Genomic DNA, 15844 nt, shown 5'->3' with positions numbered 1-15844 from the left:
AGCGGGAACTGGGGAAATGAGGAACGCCGAAGTGCGTGCGCCGTGGGAAACCGATGTGATCGTGGTGGGCGCGGGCCCCACCGGCCTGATGCTGGCCGCCGAGCTGCGCCTGGCCGGGGTGCGGGTGCTGCTGCTGGAGCGGCACCCGCGGCAGCGGCAGACGCCGAGGGCGGGCGGGCTGGGCGGGCAGGTCGTGCACCTGCTGCGCTACCGGGGGCTGCTGGAGCGGGTCAGGGAGGTCGTCCCCGGTCCCCACCCCGCTCCGCGGTTCCCGTTCGGCGGTGTGCACCTGGACCTCACGGGGCTGGCCGATCCCCCGCTGCAGGCGCTGCCGCTGCCGCAGACGCGGCTGGAGCACCTGCTCGACGAACGGGCCCGCGAACTCGGCGCCGAGGTGCGCCGCGGACACGAGGTGACGGGGTTCGCCCAGGACGACGACGCGGTGACCGCAGAGGTGCGCGGCCCGGACGGACCGTACCGGGTCAGCGCCCGGTACCTGGTGGGCTGCGACGGCGGGCGCAGTCGGGTGCGCACCATGGCGGGCATCCCGTTCCCCGGCACCACCTACCCGGAAGTCAACCGGCTGGGGCAGGTCACCTTGCACGACTCGGTGACCGCGCTGGACAACGGCGACCTCGACGTGCCCGGCCTGGGCCGGGTGCGGGCGGGGTTCACCCGCACCGAGGCGGGCATGTTCGCGGTCGGCTCGCTCACCCCCGGCGTGCTGCTCATCCAGACCACCGAGGACGAGGCCGCCGAAGTCGACGACGACGCGCCGATGACGCTGACCGAGCTGCGGGACAGCATCCGCCGCGTGCTCGGCGGGGAGCTGCCCCTGGGCGACCCGCTGCGGCTGTCCCGCTACCAGTTCCAGGCCCGGCAGGCCGAGCGCTACCGCGACGGGCGCGTCCTGCTGGCGGGCGACGCGGCGCACCTGCTCCCCGCCACGGGTGTGGCGATCAACGCGGGCGCGCTCGACGCGGTCAACCTCGCCTGGAAACTGGCCGCCGAGGTCCACGGCTGGGCGCCGCCCGGCCTGCTGGACACCTACCACGAGGAACGTCACTTCGCGGGCGCGCGGGCGCTGCTGCAGACCAGGGCGCAGGTGGCGCTGCGGCGCGGGCACGACCCGGCCGCCCAAGCCCTGCGCGAGGTGTTCCAGGAACTGCTCCGCGACGAGCAGCCCCGGCGCCGCCTGGCGGCCCTCGTCGCGGGGGCCGACACCCGCTACCCCGACGCCGCCGCCGACCACCCGCTGACCGGGGCCTTCGTGCCCGACCTCGACCTGCGCACCGACCAGGGCGCCACCAGCGTCGCGGAGCTCATGCGCGCCGCGCGGCCCGTCCTGCTCGACCTCGCCGACCGACCGGAGCTGCGCCGGGCCGCCGAGGACTGGGGGCACCGCGTCGACCTGCGCACCGCGAAGACCGGTGACCGACCGGCCGACGCACTGCTCATCCGCCCCGACGCCCACGTGGCCTGGACCGTTCCCCTGGACCAGCCCGCCGACACCGCCGTCCCCGCGCTGCGGGAGGCGCTGGCCCGCTGGTTCGGCACGCCGTGAGACCGGCGGTCCGCAAGAGGTGAGGATCACACGCTTTTCGTCCGGCAGATGACCGGTAGGCCCAGGTCGCGGACATAGGGTCGGCCCGTCATCCCGACACGGAGGAGGAGCGACGGCGTTGGCCAAGGTGCAGTCGGACCCGCAGCGCGTGGAGCAGGACGCCCGCACCAGGTTCGCCAACCTGGACGAACCGCCCCCGGCCGTCCGCGACGCCGACAACCGCCTGGTGCAGCTGACGCCGAACGCCCGGTTCCTGGAGATCAGGCGCCGGGCCCGGCTGATCGCCGTCAGCGACGGGCTCGCCGAGGCCGTGGCCCTCCTGCTCGGCGGCGACGGCGCGCGGGTGAGCGTGGACCACGTGCGGGTCGACCCCGCCGAGTCCCGCGACGAGCAGGTGATGGCCGTGCGGGGCACCATCCGGGGCGTCGACGCGGTGGTGCCCCTGCGGCCCGGCGCCCTGCACCTGCACGCCTACCCGGCCACCGACGACATCGAGCTCACCGGTGAGCCGCTGCTGAGCGTCGAGCTGTCGCCCGATGTCCGCCAGAGCGACGGCTGGGTGCCCGCGGCGGCCATCGTCGCCGCGCTGCGGGAGCACTTCGGCTGAAGCCGGGCCGTCAGGGCAGGGTCCACCGGAACGCGCGCGAGGTGTCGCGGTACAGGGTGTTGCCGACCACCACGCCCGCGTTGTTCAGCGCCGCCGGTTTCGCCGGGAGGTCGTCGGGGGTGGGCAGTCCGATGAGGACACCGGCGCGCCAGTGGAACGGGCGCGGCTGCCCGTCGACGGTGTGCCAGCCGACGACCTCGCCGCGGTCGTTCACCGCGACGGCCTCGCTCTCGCCGGACGTGCCGAGGTCGACCAGCGCGCCGTCGCGCCACAGCGCCGCCTCGCGCACCCCCTCGTCGAGGTGCCAGCCCACCACGTCGCCGTCCTCGTTGATCGCGCGGGCGTTGTCGGCGACGCCTGCGACATCGCCGGGCAGGACCGCGGGCCGGTCGGCGGTCCACACCACCGCCCGGCTGGTCGAGCCCACCGACCAGGTCGCGGCGACCGAGTCGGACTCGTTGATCGCCGCGACGGAGTAGGAACCCCCGTCCCCCGCGACGGGCAGCCGGGCGCAGCCGGTGGCCGAGCAGCGGAACGCGAAGGCGGCGGCGCCGTCCTTGGGCGCCAGGGAGCCCGCTGTCGAACCCCGGTGGTTCGCGGCCTGGTGGTACGACCGCGCGCCCTGGGGGGACAGCGGCAGGTCGGCGAACGCACCCTGCCGCCACGCGCCCGCGCGGTCGTTGTCGTAGAACTCGGGGTCGTTCACGTTGTTGTACCCGACCGGGATGACGCCCGCGTCGCTGATGTCGCGGATCGTCATGCGGCCCGTCCCGCGCTGCGGTGGTGTCCGGTCGACCACCCGGCCGTTCTCCCAGGCGCGTGCGTAGTGGACTTGGGCGCCGCCCTCCTTGGTGACGAACGAGAACACCACGTCGCCGCGCTCGTTGATGCCGCTGCCGTGACCGGTTCCCAGGATGGCGGGTGTCGTGCCGTCCCAGCGGACGGCTTCGAGCCGACCGGGCAGCGGACCGGAGGTCGGTGGCGTCCAGCCCGACCCCGCCGCCTGTCCGGCCTCGTTGAGCGCCGACACCACCGCGGCGGCCACGTGCGGCGGCGGTGGCAGCTCCTCGAATGCGACCGCCGCGTGGGCGGGTGGCGCGGTGAGGGCGAGCGTGGCGAGCACGGTCAGCGCGGGCGGCGACCATCCCATGGCGGTACCCCTGCCTCGTCGGGTGCGTGGACGGCCAGGAGCACGGTAGTGGCGGCAGCGGCCGACCGGTCCCGCCGAGCGGGTCCACCCGCGGCTGGGCCGGTCGGGTGTCAGGACAGCGGCAGGTCCGGCGGGATCTGCAGCGCCACGGTGATCAGCGAGTGGATGCGGTTGGCGATGGCCGCCAGCAGGCCGTGCACCTCCGGCGACGCGGTCTCCGCGGCGGTGTGCAGGGTGCGCAGGTCCTCGTCGATGCGCCCGAGGATCGCGCCGACGTCGGCGGTGCGCGCGGACAGCGCCGCGGCGATCTCCTCCAGCGGCAGGCCCTGCACCTCCAGTCGGCGCACGAGGTGGATGCGGTCCACGTCGTCGGCGGTGTAGAGGCGGTAGTTGCTCGCCGTCCGCTTGGCGGGCGTGAGCAGGCCGAGCGTGGTGTAGTAGTCCACCGTGCGGATGCTGACGCCCGCACGGGTGGCCAGCTCGCCGATCCTCAGCAGCGCTTCCGCCACGACACGCCCCCTCCGCCCAAGTACGGAAAACCGTACAGTGTCACGTGCTACCGTGAAGTATGCCTGACGACGCTGACGCCGACGCGTGTAGTAGCAGGCCGGGTGCGTCCCGGCTGAGCGAGTTCGTCCCCGCCGCGGGTGCGGCGTGGTGATCCTGTCCGGTCTCGCGGCGATCGTGGTGCTGACCGCCGCCACCGGTTACTTCGTGGCCCAGGAGTTCGCCTACATGGCGGTCGACCGGGGCAGGCTCCAGCACTTGGCCGAGGGCGGCGACCGGGCCGCCGCGCGGGCGCTGCGGGTGACCCGGCGGCTGTCGTTCATGCTCTCCGGCGCCCAGCTGGGCATCACGGTGACCGCGCTGCTGGCCGGTTACGCGGCCGAGCCGCTGCTGGGGGCGGGGCTGGCCGCGCTGCTGGGGCCCACCGGCCTGCCCGAGGCCGCGGCGGTGCCGCTGTCGATGGCGGTGGCGCTGGTGTTCGCCACGGCGGTGCAGATGGTGCTCGGCGAGCTGCTGCCGAAGAACCTGGCCATCGCCGAGCCCGAAGCGCTGGCCAAGGCGCTCGCGGGCAGCACGCTGGCCTACCTGGCCGTGGCGGGCCCGGTGATCCGGCTGTTCGACACCGCGGCCACCGGGCTGTTGCGCGCCATGGGCGTCGAGCCGGTGGAGGAGCTGCCGCAGGGCGCGGACCCCGAGGACCTGCGCCGGATCATCGGCGACGCGGCCAGCCAGGGCCACCTCGACGCGGAGCTGACGCGGCTGCTGGAGCACGGGCTGGGGTTCCGCGAGCTGGTCGCCGAGCAGGCGATGACGCCGCGCGTGGCGGTGCGCACCGTCCGCGCCGACGAGCCCGCCGCGCGCGTGGTGGAGCTGCTGGACACCGGGCACTCCCGGTTCCCGGTGGTCGGCGACGACCTGGACGACCTGCGCGGTGTGGTCGGGTTGGCCGAGGTGCTGGGCGTGGAGCCGGAGCGGCGCGGGTCGACCCCGGTGGGCGGCATCGCCTCCCCGGCGCTGGTGGTGCCCGCGACGCTGCCGCTGCCCGCGGTGCTGGAGCGGCTGCGCGCCGAGCACCGGCAGCTGGCGTGCGTGGTGGACGAGTTCGGCGGGTTCGCGGGCGTGGTCTCGCTGGAGGACCTGGCCGAGGAGCTGGTCGGTGAGATCCACGACGAGGACGACCTGGTCGAGGAGGTCGTCCGGCCGCTGGAGGACGGCGCCTGGCTGGTGCCCGGCCGGATGCGCGTGGACGAGATCGAGGACGCCACCGGGGTGGTGCTGCCCGCCCACGACGCCTACGACACCGTGTCCGGGCTGGTGCTGCACCGGCTCGGCCGCACGGCCCGGATCGGGGACGAGGTCGCGGTCGGGGACGTGCGCGTGCGGGTGGCCGCGGTGACGCGGAACGTGCCCGGCAGCGTGGTGCTCACCAGCCGCGCGCAGGACCGGGCGCAGGACCGGGAGGAGGCTCGGTGAGCACCTCGTGGTCGTTGCTCGTCTCGCTGTTCCTGCTGGCCGCCAACGCCTTCTTCGTCGCCGCCGAGTTCGCCCTCATCGCCGCCAAGCGGCACCGCCTCGAGCAGGCGGCGGGCACCAGCCGCGCCGCGCGCGCGGCGGTGGCGGGCACCCGCGAGCTGTCGCTGATGCTGGCGGGCGCCCAGCTCGGCATCACCCTGTGCACGCTGGGACTGGGCGCGCTGGCCAAACCCGCCGTGGCCGACCTGGTCGGCCCGCCGCTGCGCGCGCTCGGCCTGCCCTCGGGCGCGTCCTCCGCCGTCGCGTTCACCACCAGCCTGGTGCTGGTGGTGTTCCTGCACATGGTCGTCGGCGAGATGGCCCCGAAGTCCTGGGCGATCTCCCACCCCGAGCGGTCGGCGCTGCTGCTGGCGCTGCCGTTCCGCGCCTTCGCCACGGCGACCCGCTGGCTGCTCAGCGGGCTCAACCGCACGACCAACGGGTTGCTGCGCCTGGCCAAGGTCCAGCCGCAGGAGGAGCTGGCGCAGGCCCACCGGCCGGAGGAGCTGCGGATGCTGGTGCGGCAGTCCGGCGAGCACGGGCTGATCCCCGAGGGCCAGCAGCGGCTGCTGACCAGGATGCTGCAGCTGCAGGCCACCACCCTGGCGCAGGTGGTGGTGCCCCTGGACCGCACGCTGACCGTCGCGGAGGGCACCACCGCGCGGGAGATCGAGCGCCGCAGCCGGGAGTCCGGGCGCTCCCGCTTCCCCGTCACCGCCCCCGACGGGCGGTTCGCGGGCCTGGTGCACGTCCGCGAGGCGGTGCGCGCCACGGCCCGCGGCCGCGCGTCGACCGCCCGCGACCTGATGACCGCGCCGCTGACGCTGCCCGCGACCATGCCCGTGGCCAGCGCGGTGACCGCGATGCGCGCGGACCGCGCGCAGCTGGCGCTGGTGTCCGACGCGGACGGTCGCGTGGTGGGCATCACCGCCCTGGAAGACCTCCTCGAAGAGCTGATCGGCGACTTCGAGGACGAAACCGACACACCCCTGCGCGCGAGCGCACCGCCTGGAGGAAAACCCTGATGTTCAAACGGATGCTCAGCGCTTTCGGCGTCGGCGGCCCGTCCGTGGACACCGTGCTGGACTCCCCGCACGCCACGCCCGGCCAGGTGATCACCGGCCAGGTCCGCATCCAGGGCGGCAGCGTCGACGCCCACATCGACCAGATCGTGCTGTCGCTGGTCACCCGCGTCGAGGTCGAGCACGGCGACCACGAGTTCGGCGGCACGGCCGAGTTCCTGCGCCTGCCCGTCGCCCGGGGCGTCCGGGTGGCGGCGGGGCAGCCGCTGTCGGTGCCGTTCCAGCTGCCGCTGCCGTGGGAGACCCCGATCACCGCGGTGGGCGGGCAGCCGCTGCCGGGGATGACCGTGGGGGTGCGCACCGAGCTGGTCATCTCCGGCGCCCCCGACAAGGGCGACCTGGACCCGGTCCTGGTCGGGCCGCTGCCCTCCCAGGAGCGCGTGCTCGACGCCTTCGGGCAGCTGGGCTTCCAGTTCCGGGGCGCGGACGTGGAGGCGGGCCGGATCCACGGGGTGAACCAGCAGCTCGGCTTCTACCAGGAGATCGAGTTCTTCCCGCCCGCCCAGTTCGCCGGGCGGCTCAACCAGGTCGAGCTGACCTTCGTCACCAGCCCGCACGAGCTGGTCGTGGTGCTGGAGGCGGACAAGCGCGGCGGCCTGCTGCACTCCGGCGGCGACGCCTTCGGCCGCTTCCACGTCTCCCACCAGGACGCCGCGGGCACCGACTGGGCCTCCGCGATCAACCAGTGGATGACGCAGGTCGCCGAGCGCGGCGGGCACGCCGCCTACGGGCACCCCGGTTACCCGCAGCCGGGCTACGGCCACCACGGGCACCACGGCCACCACGGTTCCGGCATGGGCGGGGTGGTCGCGGGCGCCGCGGCGGGCATCGTCGGCGGCATGGTCCTCGGCGAGGTCGTCGAGGAGGTCTTCGAGGACGACGGCGGGGACTTCGGCGGGGACTTCGGCTTCGAGGAGTGATCCGCTCGGCCCCGGCGGCGCGGCGCGCCGCCGGGGCCGCCCCCGGTCAGCGGCGGCCTGCCGGGTGGGCGGCCACCAGCAGTCGCTTGTCCGGCTTCCCGCTGGGCGCCAGCGGCACCTCGTCGATCACCGCGATGCGCGCGGGCACGCACGCCTGGCCGAGGTGCTCGCCCACCAGTGCCCGCAACGAGGCCACGTCGGGGGTCCGCCCCGCCGACGGCACCACGAAGGCGTGCACCGCCTCTCCGGTGTCCTCGTCGGGCACGCCGACCACGTGCGCCTCCGCGACGTCGGGGTGGGTGGCCAGCAGCCGTTCGATCGGCCCGGTGTAGTAGAGGTTGGCGTTGACGATGACCACGTCCCGCGTGCGCCCGACCAGGTGCAGCCGCCCGTCGGCGTCGAAGCGGCCGAGGTCGCGCGTGCGCACCCAGCCGTCGACGAACACCCGCGCGGTCTCCTCCGGATCGGCCCAGTAGCCGGTGGCCTGCCCTGGGGTGCGCACGTACAGCTCACCGTCCACACCGGACGGCACCGGTTCGCCGTCCGGGCCGCGTGCCACCACGTCCACGGGCGGGAACCCGACCGAGCCGGGGGTGTCCCACGGCGTGGCCATGGAGATCGTGCCGGTCTCGCTCTGCCCGTACCCGTGGAAGACAACCGGCCCGAGCACGTCGAGCGCTTCGCGGTGCGCGGACGCCTCCAGCGGTGACCCGGACACCACCAGCGCCCGCAGGCCGCTCAGGTCGACGGGGGCCGCGCGCTGGGCGGCGACGAGCTTGCGCAGCCGCGGCACGGTGATCACGCTCGCGGACGCCCGGTGCTCGGTGAGCGCGCGGGGGAAGGCGGGCTGGTCGGCGACGACCATGGTCCCGCCCGCGGCGATCGAGAGCACCCCGTACTCCAGCATCACCTGGCTGCTCAACGAGCCGAAGACCAGGTAGCGCCGCAGTCGGGGCGCCAGCTCCCGGATCGCGGGGGGCCACGCCTCCGGTCGGGCCGTCCACGCCGCGCCCAGCGCGGCGTAGGTCTGCGCGCAGGCCTTCGGGTCGCCGGTGCTGCCGCTGGTGCAGATGAGCCTGGCCACGTCGTGCGGGCGGCCGGACAGGCGCAGCGGGCCCTCCTCCTCGGGCGCGGTCAGCAGTTCGGCGACGGTCAGGGTCCTCGGCGCGTGCGGGGGCTCGGTGGCGGCGTCGGTCACCACCGCGTCGACGTGCAGGCCCATGACCTGCCGCAGCTGGCGGTCGGTCAGTCCCGGCCGCACACCGACGACCCGCGCCCCGACCACGTGGCAGGCCAGGATCGCCGCGAACGCCTCGGCGTTGACCCCGACGACCGCGGCGACACCGCTGCCCGGCCCGATGCCCGCCGCTCGCAGCCCGGCCGCCAGCCGCCGGACCAGCCCGAGCAGCCCGGTCCCGCTGGTGCCGCGCGCGCCGTGCTCGAAGACGGTCCGGTCGCCCGCCGCGGCGAGCAGGTCCAGCACGCGCCGGGGGTAGGGCTCACCCGTCACTGGCCAGGCACCCCTTGACGAACACCGCCAGCGGTTGCTGGTGCACCGACGGCAGGTTCCACTCGTTCTCCAGGTTCTCGGCCAGGTGGTGGGTGCCCGCCAGCGCGCCGTGGCGGTAGTACCGCACCACCGGGTGCAGGTAGCTCGCGTCGTGGGCGTTGGCGGCGTCGTTCTCCGCCACGCGCGGGACGGAGATGTCGAACGGGTCGACGCTGTCGTGGTCGGGCCCGTACTCCAGCGTGGTGACGAACCGGTGCTCGGCGTCGCCGAGGCCGCCGTCGGCGATGTAGGCGGTCGGCACCTCTTCCTGGTACAGCGCGGTGGAATCGTCGACCGTGACCACGTCGCCCATCACGGCGAACTGCTGCCACAGGGCGGAGGAGCGGTTCACGCGGGCGATGATCGCGTCGCTGATGGCCTCGGGGGTGGGCTCGACCTTCTCCGCGGGCCAGTTCTCGCCGTGGTAGCGGCTGGCCAGGATGCGGTGCAGCGCCCGGACCCCGTACCGGAAGCCGTGGATGAACCCGCTGGTGGACTTCTTGAAGTCGCGCTGCTGGGTCACCGTGCCCGCGAAGTACAGGTCGGGCACGGTGGTCGACTCGTAGGCCGGGGTCTGCTCGGGGAAGCGGTCCTTGATGACCAGCGCCGGGCGGCAGCTTTCGTCGAACACCGAGGCGTCGAAGCGGAAGCCGGTGCAGGCGATCACCCGGTCGTAGAACAGCTCGCGCAGCTTCTCCACCGTGCGGGCGTAGCGGAACACCACCCGGTAGCGGCCGTCGTCGCGGCGCTCGATGCTCTCCACGGTGCCGTCCAGAACCGCGTTCTCGGACTTGAGCTGGTAGGTGTCGAGGAAGTTGTTGTTCACCGCGCGCAGGTGCCCGACGTAGTGCGTCTGCCAGGCCAGCTTGACCGAGTGCGGCCCGGCCAGGTGGATGACCGCGGCCTTCTCCACCAGCGCGTCGGCGGTCTCGAACCCGGAGTTGCCCTTGCCGATCACCAGGACCCGCTGGCCGGTGAAGGAGGCCGGGTCGGTGTCGAAGGTGTCGTAGCGCTCGGCGGTCTCGATGCCGGGGATCGGCGGGAGGTAGAGCTGGGACACCCCGGTGGCCATCACCAGCCGCCGCCCGCGCCAGGTCCGTCCACTGTGGTCGGTGGCGGTGAAACCGCTGTCGTCCCTGCTGATCCGGGTGATGTCGGTGTCGTAGCGCACGCGCGCACCGGTCTTCGAGGCGAAGTCGGACAGGTAGCGCACGAGATCGTCGGCGGCCGGGAAGTACCGCTCGCTGTAGCGGGTGAACAGCAGTTCCGGGTCGTCGCTGAGCAGCGAGTTCCAGTCCATCCGCATCCGCCGCTCCGGGTCCTGGGAGCCGGTGTGCACCTTGTTGATCGAGATCAGCTTGCGGTGGCGCGGGTACCGCGTGAAGAAGGTGCCGGGACCGCTGCCGCGCTCCAGGACGAGGTAGTCGTGACCGTCACGCTCCAGGTGGGCGGCGAGCTGCAACCCGGCGGGCCCGGCCCCGATGATCAGGTAGTCGTGCGTCATGCCGGGGAAGTTACTGGCGTGATCTCAGAGCCTTCTGAGATCACGTCCCTAGGGTTTGGGGCGTGCCCAGCAACGTGCCTGCCGACAACTCCGCCGAAGGCCCCATCGACCTCGGCGCCCCGCTGAGCCTGGCCGACCTGCGCCGCGCCGCGGCACCGGTGCCCGTGGTGCTCGGCGCCCCCGTGCGCGACCGGGTGGAGCGCGGCCGGGAGTTCCTGCGCTCCGTGCTGCGCGAGCAGGACCGCCCGGTCTACGGCGCGACGACCGGTTTCGGCGCCCTCGTCGGGTTCGCGGGCCGCCGGGACGAGGCCGACCAGTGCGACAACACGCTGGCCCACCTGGGCGCGGGGCAGGGACCGGACCTGCCGCCCGAGGTGAGCCGGGCCGCGCTCCTGGTGCGCGCGTGGTCCCTCGCGCAGGGCGTGTCCGGGGTGTCCGCGCACGTGGTCGACGGGCTCGCCGCGATGTTCGCGACCACGTTCGTCCCGGCGATCCCCCGCTACGGCTCGGTCGGCGCCAGCGGGGACCTGATCCCGCTGGCCTACGCCGCCCAGGCGCTGCGCGGCCGGGGCCACGCGCACTTCGACGGGCGGCGGATGCCCGCCGACGACGCGCTGCGCCTGGCCGGGCTGACCCCGTTGTCGCTCAACGGCCGCGACGCCCTCGCGCTGGTCAACGGCACCTCGCTGACCACCGCCGCGACGGCGCTGGCACTGGCCGAGATCCGGGCCTGCCACCGCGCGGTGTGCGCGCTGACCTGCCTGCTGGTCGACCTGCTCGGCTGCGATCCCGGCTTCCTCGACGCGCGCCTGCTCGGCGCGTACGGCCACGCGGGCGCGGGCGCCGTCGCCGAGGACATGCGCGGGGTCCTCGCCGGGCTCACCCCCAGCGGCACGCGCGCCTTGCAGGAGCCCTACAGCATCCGCTGCTCGCCGCAGCTGCTGGGCGCGGCCGAGGACGCCCTGCGCTACGTGGACGGCGTCGTCCGGGCCGACCTGGGCAGCGTCAGCGACAACCCGCTGTTCTTCCCCGAGGACGGCTCGGTGGTGCACGGCGGCAACTTCTTCGGCCAGCCCGCCGCGTTCGCCGCCGACGTGCTGGCACTGGTGACCGCCCAGGTGGGCAACCTCGCCGAGCGGCAGCTCGACCTGCTGGTGGACCCGGCCCGCAACGGCGGCCTGCCACCGATGCTCGCGGCCGGTCCCGGCCAGCAGCACGGGTTGCAGGGCGTGCAGCTGGCCACCACGGCGTTCATCGCCGAACTCCGCCGCACCGCCACTCCCGCGAGCACGCAGAGCCTGCCGACCAACCTGCACAACCAGGACGTCGTGCCGTTCGGCACGCAGGCCGCGCTGCGCGCCTACGACGGCGCCGCCCTGCTGCGCCTGCTGTGCGGCTCGCTGGCGCTGGGCCTGCGGCAGGCGGCGCACGTCGGCGCTCGCCGCCCCACCGCGCCCGGCTGCGCGCGGCTGCTGGACGCGCTGGTCGAGGCGATCCCGCCGGTCGACCCGGACCGCCCGCTGGACGCCGAGGTCCGCAGGGCCGCCGAGCTGGTCACCGCGCTGGACGCCCGGCTCGCGCCCGCGAGCACCACTCGGCCCGCCCGGTGACCGCCTCCCCGGCGACCCGGACGCGCGACTCAGGGTGCGCGAACGCGCGACTCGCGGTGTCCGGGCGCGCGACTGGCGAGCTTGCCACCGCGAGGAGCGGGGACCTGCGCGACCCCTGGCAGGCGGATGGTGAACTCCGCGCCGCGACCGGGGTGGCCGACGGCCTCCACCGTGCCGCCGTGGCTGGTGACGACCTCGCGGAGCAGGGCGAGGCCCAGCCCGTACCGGCGCTCCCCGGCCCCTGGTCCGCGGTGGAAGCGGTCGAACAGCCGGTCGGCCCAGGCCGGGTCGAACCCGTCACCGGTGTCGGCCACGGTCAGCGCGACCACTCCCCCGGCCCGCCCCATGCTCAGCGCGACCCGGCCGCCCGGCGGGGTGTGCCCGACCGCGTTGGCCAGCAGCTCGCCGACCGCGCGGCGCAGGGCCGAGTCCACGCCCCTGACCAGCAGGGGCCCGTCCGGGCGGTCGACGGTGAGGGTGAGCTGCCGCTCCGCCGCGCGCTCGGCCTCGGCGGCCACCGCGGACTCGGCGACCTCGGCCAGGTCGACCGGTCCGCGGTCGGCGTCGGCGGGGTCCGCGGTGAGCCGCGCGGACAGCAGCAGGTCGTCGATGATCTCGCCGAACCGGCGGATCGAGCCCGCGAGCCGGTCCAGCCCGGCCAGGTGCTCCACCGGCAGGGCCGCCGCCACCGCGCGGCGGCTGAGCACCTGCACCCTGGTGTACGCCCTGGCCACCGGGGTGCGCAGCTCGTGGCTGGCGTCGGTGATGAACCGGCGCTGCTTGGCCAGCGCCTCGGCCAGCGGCGCGACCGCCCGCCTGCCCACGACCACGCCGGTGACCACCGCGGCGAGCAGGCCCACCAGCTCGCCGACGGCCAGCGCGGCCAGCAGGAAGCGCCGGTCGGCCAGCTGGTAGCGCAGGTCGGCGACGGCCTGGACCGCGCCGCCGTCGCGGGCCTGCGTGCGGACCGCGTACGAGGTGCCGTCGCGCTCGACGGTGCGCTCCACGGCCGACCGCGAGGCGCGCACCGCTTCCAGGTCTTCGCGCAGCGGGAACCCGGCGGGCCCCCGCGCCGGAGCGTCGTCGAGCGTGAACAGCCACGTGCACGGGGGCGGGGCCGCCGGGTCGCCGCGCTCGGCGTTGTAGCGCAGCTCCCGCCACACCCGGTCGTCCTGCCGGTGGACCAGCACGCCGTAGGCGATGCAGCCGACCAGCGCGACCACCGCGGTGATCACCAGTCCGGTCAGCGCGCCGACCTTGACCCCCGCCCGCCGGACCGCGGCCCGCTCGGCCTGGGCCCACGACCCGCTCACAGCGCGCCCAGCCGGTAGCCCCGGCCGTGCACCGTGCGCACCACCTGGCGGCCCAGCTTGCGCCGCAGGTAGTAGACGTAGGTGTCCACTATGGAGGGTGCGGGCGCTTCGTGGAAGACCTCGCGGCGCAACCGCGTCCGCGAGTGCACTGCCTCCGGTCGGCTCGCCAGCACCCGCAGCAGCTCGAACTCACGCTGCGCGAGTCCCACCCGCTGCCCGTCGGGCAGCACGACCTCGCGCAGGCCGAGGTCCAGGTGCGCCGCGCCGACGCGCAGCACGCCGGTGGCCTCCAGCGCACGCCTGCTCAGCGCCCTGATCCGGGCGCTGAGCTCGTCCAGGTCGAACGGCTTGACCAGGTAGTCGTCGGCGCCCGCGTCCAGGCCGTCGACCCGGTCGCGCACCGTGCCCATCGCGGTCAGCAGCAGCGCCCTGGCCCGGACCTCCTTGGAGCGCAGCCGGACCAGCAGGTCCAGCCCGCCCAGCACGGGCAGCCCGCGGTCGATGACCACGACGTCGTAGCGGCGGGTCAGGCCCAGGTGCAGTCCCCGCTGACCGTCCGTGGCCACGTCCACGTCATAGCCCTCGTCGCTCAGCGCGCCGCTGAGCAGTTCCACGAGTTCGTCGTCGTCCTCGACCAGCAGCAGCCTGCAAGGGCCGGGTGGTCTTCGTCCGGTGGCCAGCACACCGTCAGAATCCCACCGGACTTGATCTCGTCAAGCGACGAATGGATCACTGTGCGTGATTGACAGCAAACTCCGAAGTTCGGCCTCCCCGCGCCGCCCGACGATCGCGGGGAAGATTCCTCCGGGCCGCTGTCCATTCGGCGGTGTCCCGTTCGTGGTGATGTCGTGCGGCGGCCCCGCCGCACGACAGCGGGACACGACCCTGGGAGTCAGACCGTGAAGTACATGCTGCTGATCATGGCCGGTGCCGTCGACGAGAACGGCGGCGCGGCCGGGTGCTCGGTCGAGGACTGGGTGGCCTACGACAAGCAGGTGCGGGAGGCCGGGATCTTCGTCTCCGGGGAGTCGCTGGCCGACCTGGTCACCGCCACCACCGTGCGGGTCGGCCAGGACGGCGGGCGGATCGTCACCGACGGGCCGTTCGCCGAGAGCCGGGAGCTGCTGGGCGGCTTCTACGTGATCGACGTGCCGGACCTGGACGCCGCGCTGGACTGGGCCGCGCGCTGCCCCGGCGCGCGGGACGGGGCCGTCGTGGTCCGCCCGGTCGCCGGGTTCGGGGGCTGAGCGCGGTGGACGAGCGGACCGCCGGGTCGCCGGTGGCGTCGGTGGAGGCGGTGTTCCGGGAGGAGCGCGGCAGGCTCCTGGCGGCCCTCGTCCGCCGCTTCGGCGACCTGGACCTGGCCGAGGAGGTCACCTCCGAGGCGGTCGAGGCCGCGCTGGCGCGCTGGCCGGTCGAGGGCGTCCCGCCCAGCCCCGGCGGGTGGCTGATGACCACCGCGCGCCGCAAGGCCGTGGACCGGCTGCGGCGCGACCAGGTCCTGGCCACCCGGCTGGCCCTGTTGCGGGTGGAGGCGGAGCGGGCGGGCCCGGTCCCGGCCGCGGAGGCGGGGGCGGGCGGCGAGCTGCCCGACGAGCGGCTGCTGCTGTTCTTCACCTGCGCCCACCCGGCGCTGGCGGCCGAGGACCGGGCGGCGCTGACCCTGCACTGCCTGGCCGGGCTGACCACGCCCGAGGTGGCGCGGACCTTCCTGGTGCGGCCCGCGACGATGGCCAAGCGGATCACGCGGGCCAAGAGGAAGATCCGCGAAGCCCGCATCCCCTTCCGCGTGCCGGGCGCGGACGAGTGGCCCGAGCGGCTGCCCGGCGTGCTCCAGGTGGTCTACTCGATCTTCACCGAGGGCTACGCGGCCAGCGCGGGCCCGCACCTGCAGCGGCTCGACCTCGCCGAGGAGGCCATCCGACTGGCCCGCATCCTGCGCCGGTTGCTGCCCCGCGAGCGGGAGGTCGCGGGGCTGCTCGGGCTGGTGCTGCTGGTCCACGCCCGCCGCGGCGCCCGCACCGGCTCCGACGGCGAACCGGTGCTGCTGCACGAGCAGGACCGGGCCCGCTGGGACCGCCCGATGATCCAGGAGGGCCTGGGGCTGGTGCCCGTGGCGCTGACCGGCGGCCCACCCGGCCCGTACGGGGTGCAGGCCGCGATCGCCGCCCTGCACGACGAGGCCCCGTCGCTGGAGGCCACCGACTGGCCCCAGGTCGTCGCGCTCTACGACGTGCTGCTCGCGCTGGCGCCTTCCCCGGTCGTCGCGCTGAACCGGGCGGTGGCGGTGGCGATGCGCGACGGCCCGCGAGCGGGCCTCGCGCTGCTCGACGAACTGGCGGGCGAGCCGCTGCTGCGCGACCACCACCCCTACCCGGCCGCCAGGGCCGACCTGCTGCACCGGCTCGGCCGCCACGCCGAGGCCGCCGAGTCCTACCGCGAGGCGCTGGATTTGGCGGGCACCGAGCCCGAACGCGCGCTGCTGCGGCGCAGGCTGGAGGCGGCGCGGCGGCGCGAGCGGTGAGC

At 74.9% G+C, this 15844-nt stretch carries 14 protein-coding genes; 8 read left to right on the top strand and 6 right to left on the bottom strand.

Features of this window, described 5'->3' with window-relative positions; all coding sequences use genetic code 11:
- Nucleotides 1-16 precede the first annotated feature (16 nt).
- On the top strand, nt 17-1564 hold the full coding sequence (locus JOF41_RS09920; RefSeq protein ID WP_189226276.1) for an FAD-dependent oxidoreductase: 1548 nt from the start codon (nt 17-19) through the stop codon (nt 1562-1564).
- 118 nt (nt 1565-1682) lie between these two features.
- On the top strand, nt 1683-2171 hold the full coding sequence (locus JOF41_RS09915) for a hypothetical protein (protein WP_189226277.1): 489 nt from the start codon (nt 1683-1685) through the stop codon (nt 2169-2171).
- 10 nt (nt 2172-2181) lie between these two features.
- Here JOF41_RS09915 and JOF41_RS09910 read toward each other — a convergent pair whose 3' ends face one another.
- Both JOF41_RS09910 and JOF41_RS09905 read right to left on the bottom strand, forming a co-directional pair.
- Nucleotides 2182-3321, bottom strand: coding sequence for a hypothetical protein (locus JOF41_RS09910; protein ID WP_209618018.1), 1140 nt, complete (start codon nt 3319-3321; stop codon nt 2182-2184).
- A 110-nt stretch (nt 3322-3431) separates the two neighbouring features.
- Entirely contained in the window at nt 3432-3830 is a 399-nt protein-coding gene (locus JOF41_RS09905) for a MerR family transcriptional regulator (protein WP_189226279.1), read from the bottom strand.
- A gap of 148 nt (nt 3831-3978) precedes the next feature.
- On the opposite strand from JOF41_RS09905, the gene JOF41_RS09900 reads away from it, so the two are divergent.
- The 3 genes from JOF41_RS09900 to JOF41_RS09890 are packed head-to-tail and all read left to right on the top strand — an operon-like array spanning nt 3979 to nt 7342.
- A complete protein-coding gene (locus tag JOF41_RS09900) occupies nt 3979-5301 on the top strand; it encodes a hemolysin family protein (RefSeq protein WP_307867354.1) in 1323 nt (440 codons plus the stop codon).
- Nucleotides 5298-6365, top strand: a complete 1068-nt coding sequence (locus JOF41_RS09895) for a hemolysin family protein (RefSeq protein WP_189226281.1) — start codon at nt 5298-5300, stop codon at nt 6363-6365. Before JOF41_RS09900 ends, JOF41_RS09895 begins: the two co-directional genes overlap by 4 nt.
- Nucleotides 6365-7342 carry a sporulation protein gene (locus JOF41_RS09890; RefSeq protein ID WP_209618012.1) on the top strand — a complete coding sequence of 326 codons (978 nt, stop codon included), beginning with the start codon at nt 6365-6367 and terminating at the stop codon, nt 7340-7342. The genes JOF41_RS09895 and JOF41_RS09890 overlap by 1 nt, the downstream gene beginning before the upstream one ends.
- Before the next feature lie 46 nt (nt 7343-7388).
- Here the strand turns inward: JOF41_RS09890 and JOF41_RS09885 are convergent, their stop codons facing one another.
- Complete coding sequence (locus JOF41_RS09885) at nt 7389-8852, bottom strand: class I adenylate-forming enzyme family protein (protein WP_209618009.1); 1464 nt, start codon at nt 8850-8852, stop codon at nt 7389-7391.
- Complete coding sequence (locus tag JOF41_RS09880) at nt 8842-10395, bottom strand: NAD(P)-binding domain-containing protein (RefSeq protein ID WP_209618007.1); 1554 nt, start codon at nt 10393-10395, stop codon at nt 8842-8844. The genes JOF41_RS09885 and JOF41_RS09880 overlap by 11 nt, the downstream gene beginning before the upstream one ends.
- Nucleotides 10396-10457: 62 nt before the next feature.
- Between JOF41_RS09880 and JOF41_RS09875 the strand changes: the two genes are divergently transcribed.
- Nucleotides 10458-12005 carry an aromatic amino acid ammonia-lyase gene (locus tag JOF41_RS09875; RefSeq protein ID WP_307867353.1) on the top strand — a complete coding sequence of 516 codons (1548 nt, stop codon included), beginning with the start codon at nt 10458-10460 and terminating at the stop codon, nt 12003-12005.
- 29 nt (nt 12006-12034) lie between these two features.
- Here JOF41_RS09875 and JOF41_RS38195 read toward each other — a convergent pair whose 3' ends face one another.
- Both JOF41_RS38195 and JOF41_RS09865 read right to left on the bottom strand, forming a co-directional pair.
- Complete coding sequence (locus JOF41_RS38195) at nt 12035-13318, bottom strand: sensor histidine kinase (RefSeq protein WP_209618003.1); 1284 nt, start codon at nt 13316-13318, stop codon at nt 12035-12037.
- Nucleotides 13315-13962, bottom strand: coding sequence for a response regulator transcription factor (locus JOF41_RS09865; protein ID WP_189226396.1), 648 nt, complete (start codon nt 13960-13962; stop codon nt 13315-13317). Before JOF41_RS09865 ends, JOF41_RS38195 begins: the two co-directional genes overlap by 4 nt.
- Nucleotides 13963-14217: 255 nt before the next feature.
- Here JOF41_RS09865 and JOF41_RS09860 point away from each other — a divergent pair, with 255 nt between their 5' ends.
- Both JOF41_RS09860 and JOF41_RS09855 read left to right on the top strand, forming a co-directional pair.
- Entirely contained in the window at nt 14218-14565 is a 348-nt protein-coding gene (locus JOF41_RS09860; protein WP_209618001.1) for a YciI family protein, read from the top strand.
- Nucleotides 14566-14570: 5 nt separating this feature from the next.
- On the top strand, nt 14571-15842 hold the full coding sequence (locus JOF41_RS09855) for an RNA polymerase sigma factor (RefSeq protein ID WP_209617997.1): 1272 nt from the start codon (nt 14571-14573) through the stop codon (nt 15840-15842).
- Nucleotides 15843-15844 lie beyond the last annotated feature (2 nt).

Origin of the sequence: Saccharothrix coeruleofusca (assembly GCF_017876325.1) — a bacterium.
GTDB lineage: Bacteria > Actinomycetota > Actinomycetes > Mycobacteriales > Pseudonocardiaceae > Actinosynnema > Actinosynnema coeruleofuscum.
This window is presented reverse-complemented; position numbering and strand designations above follow the sequence as displayed.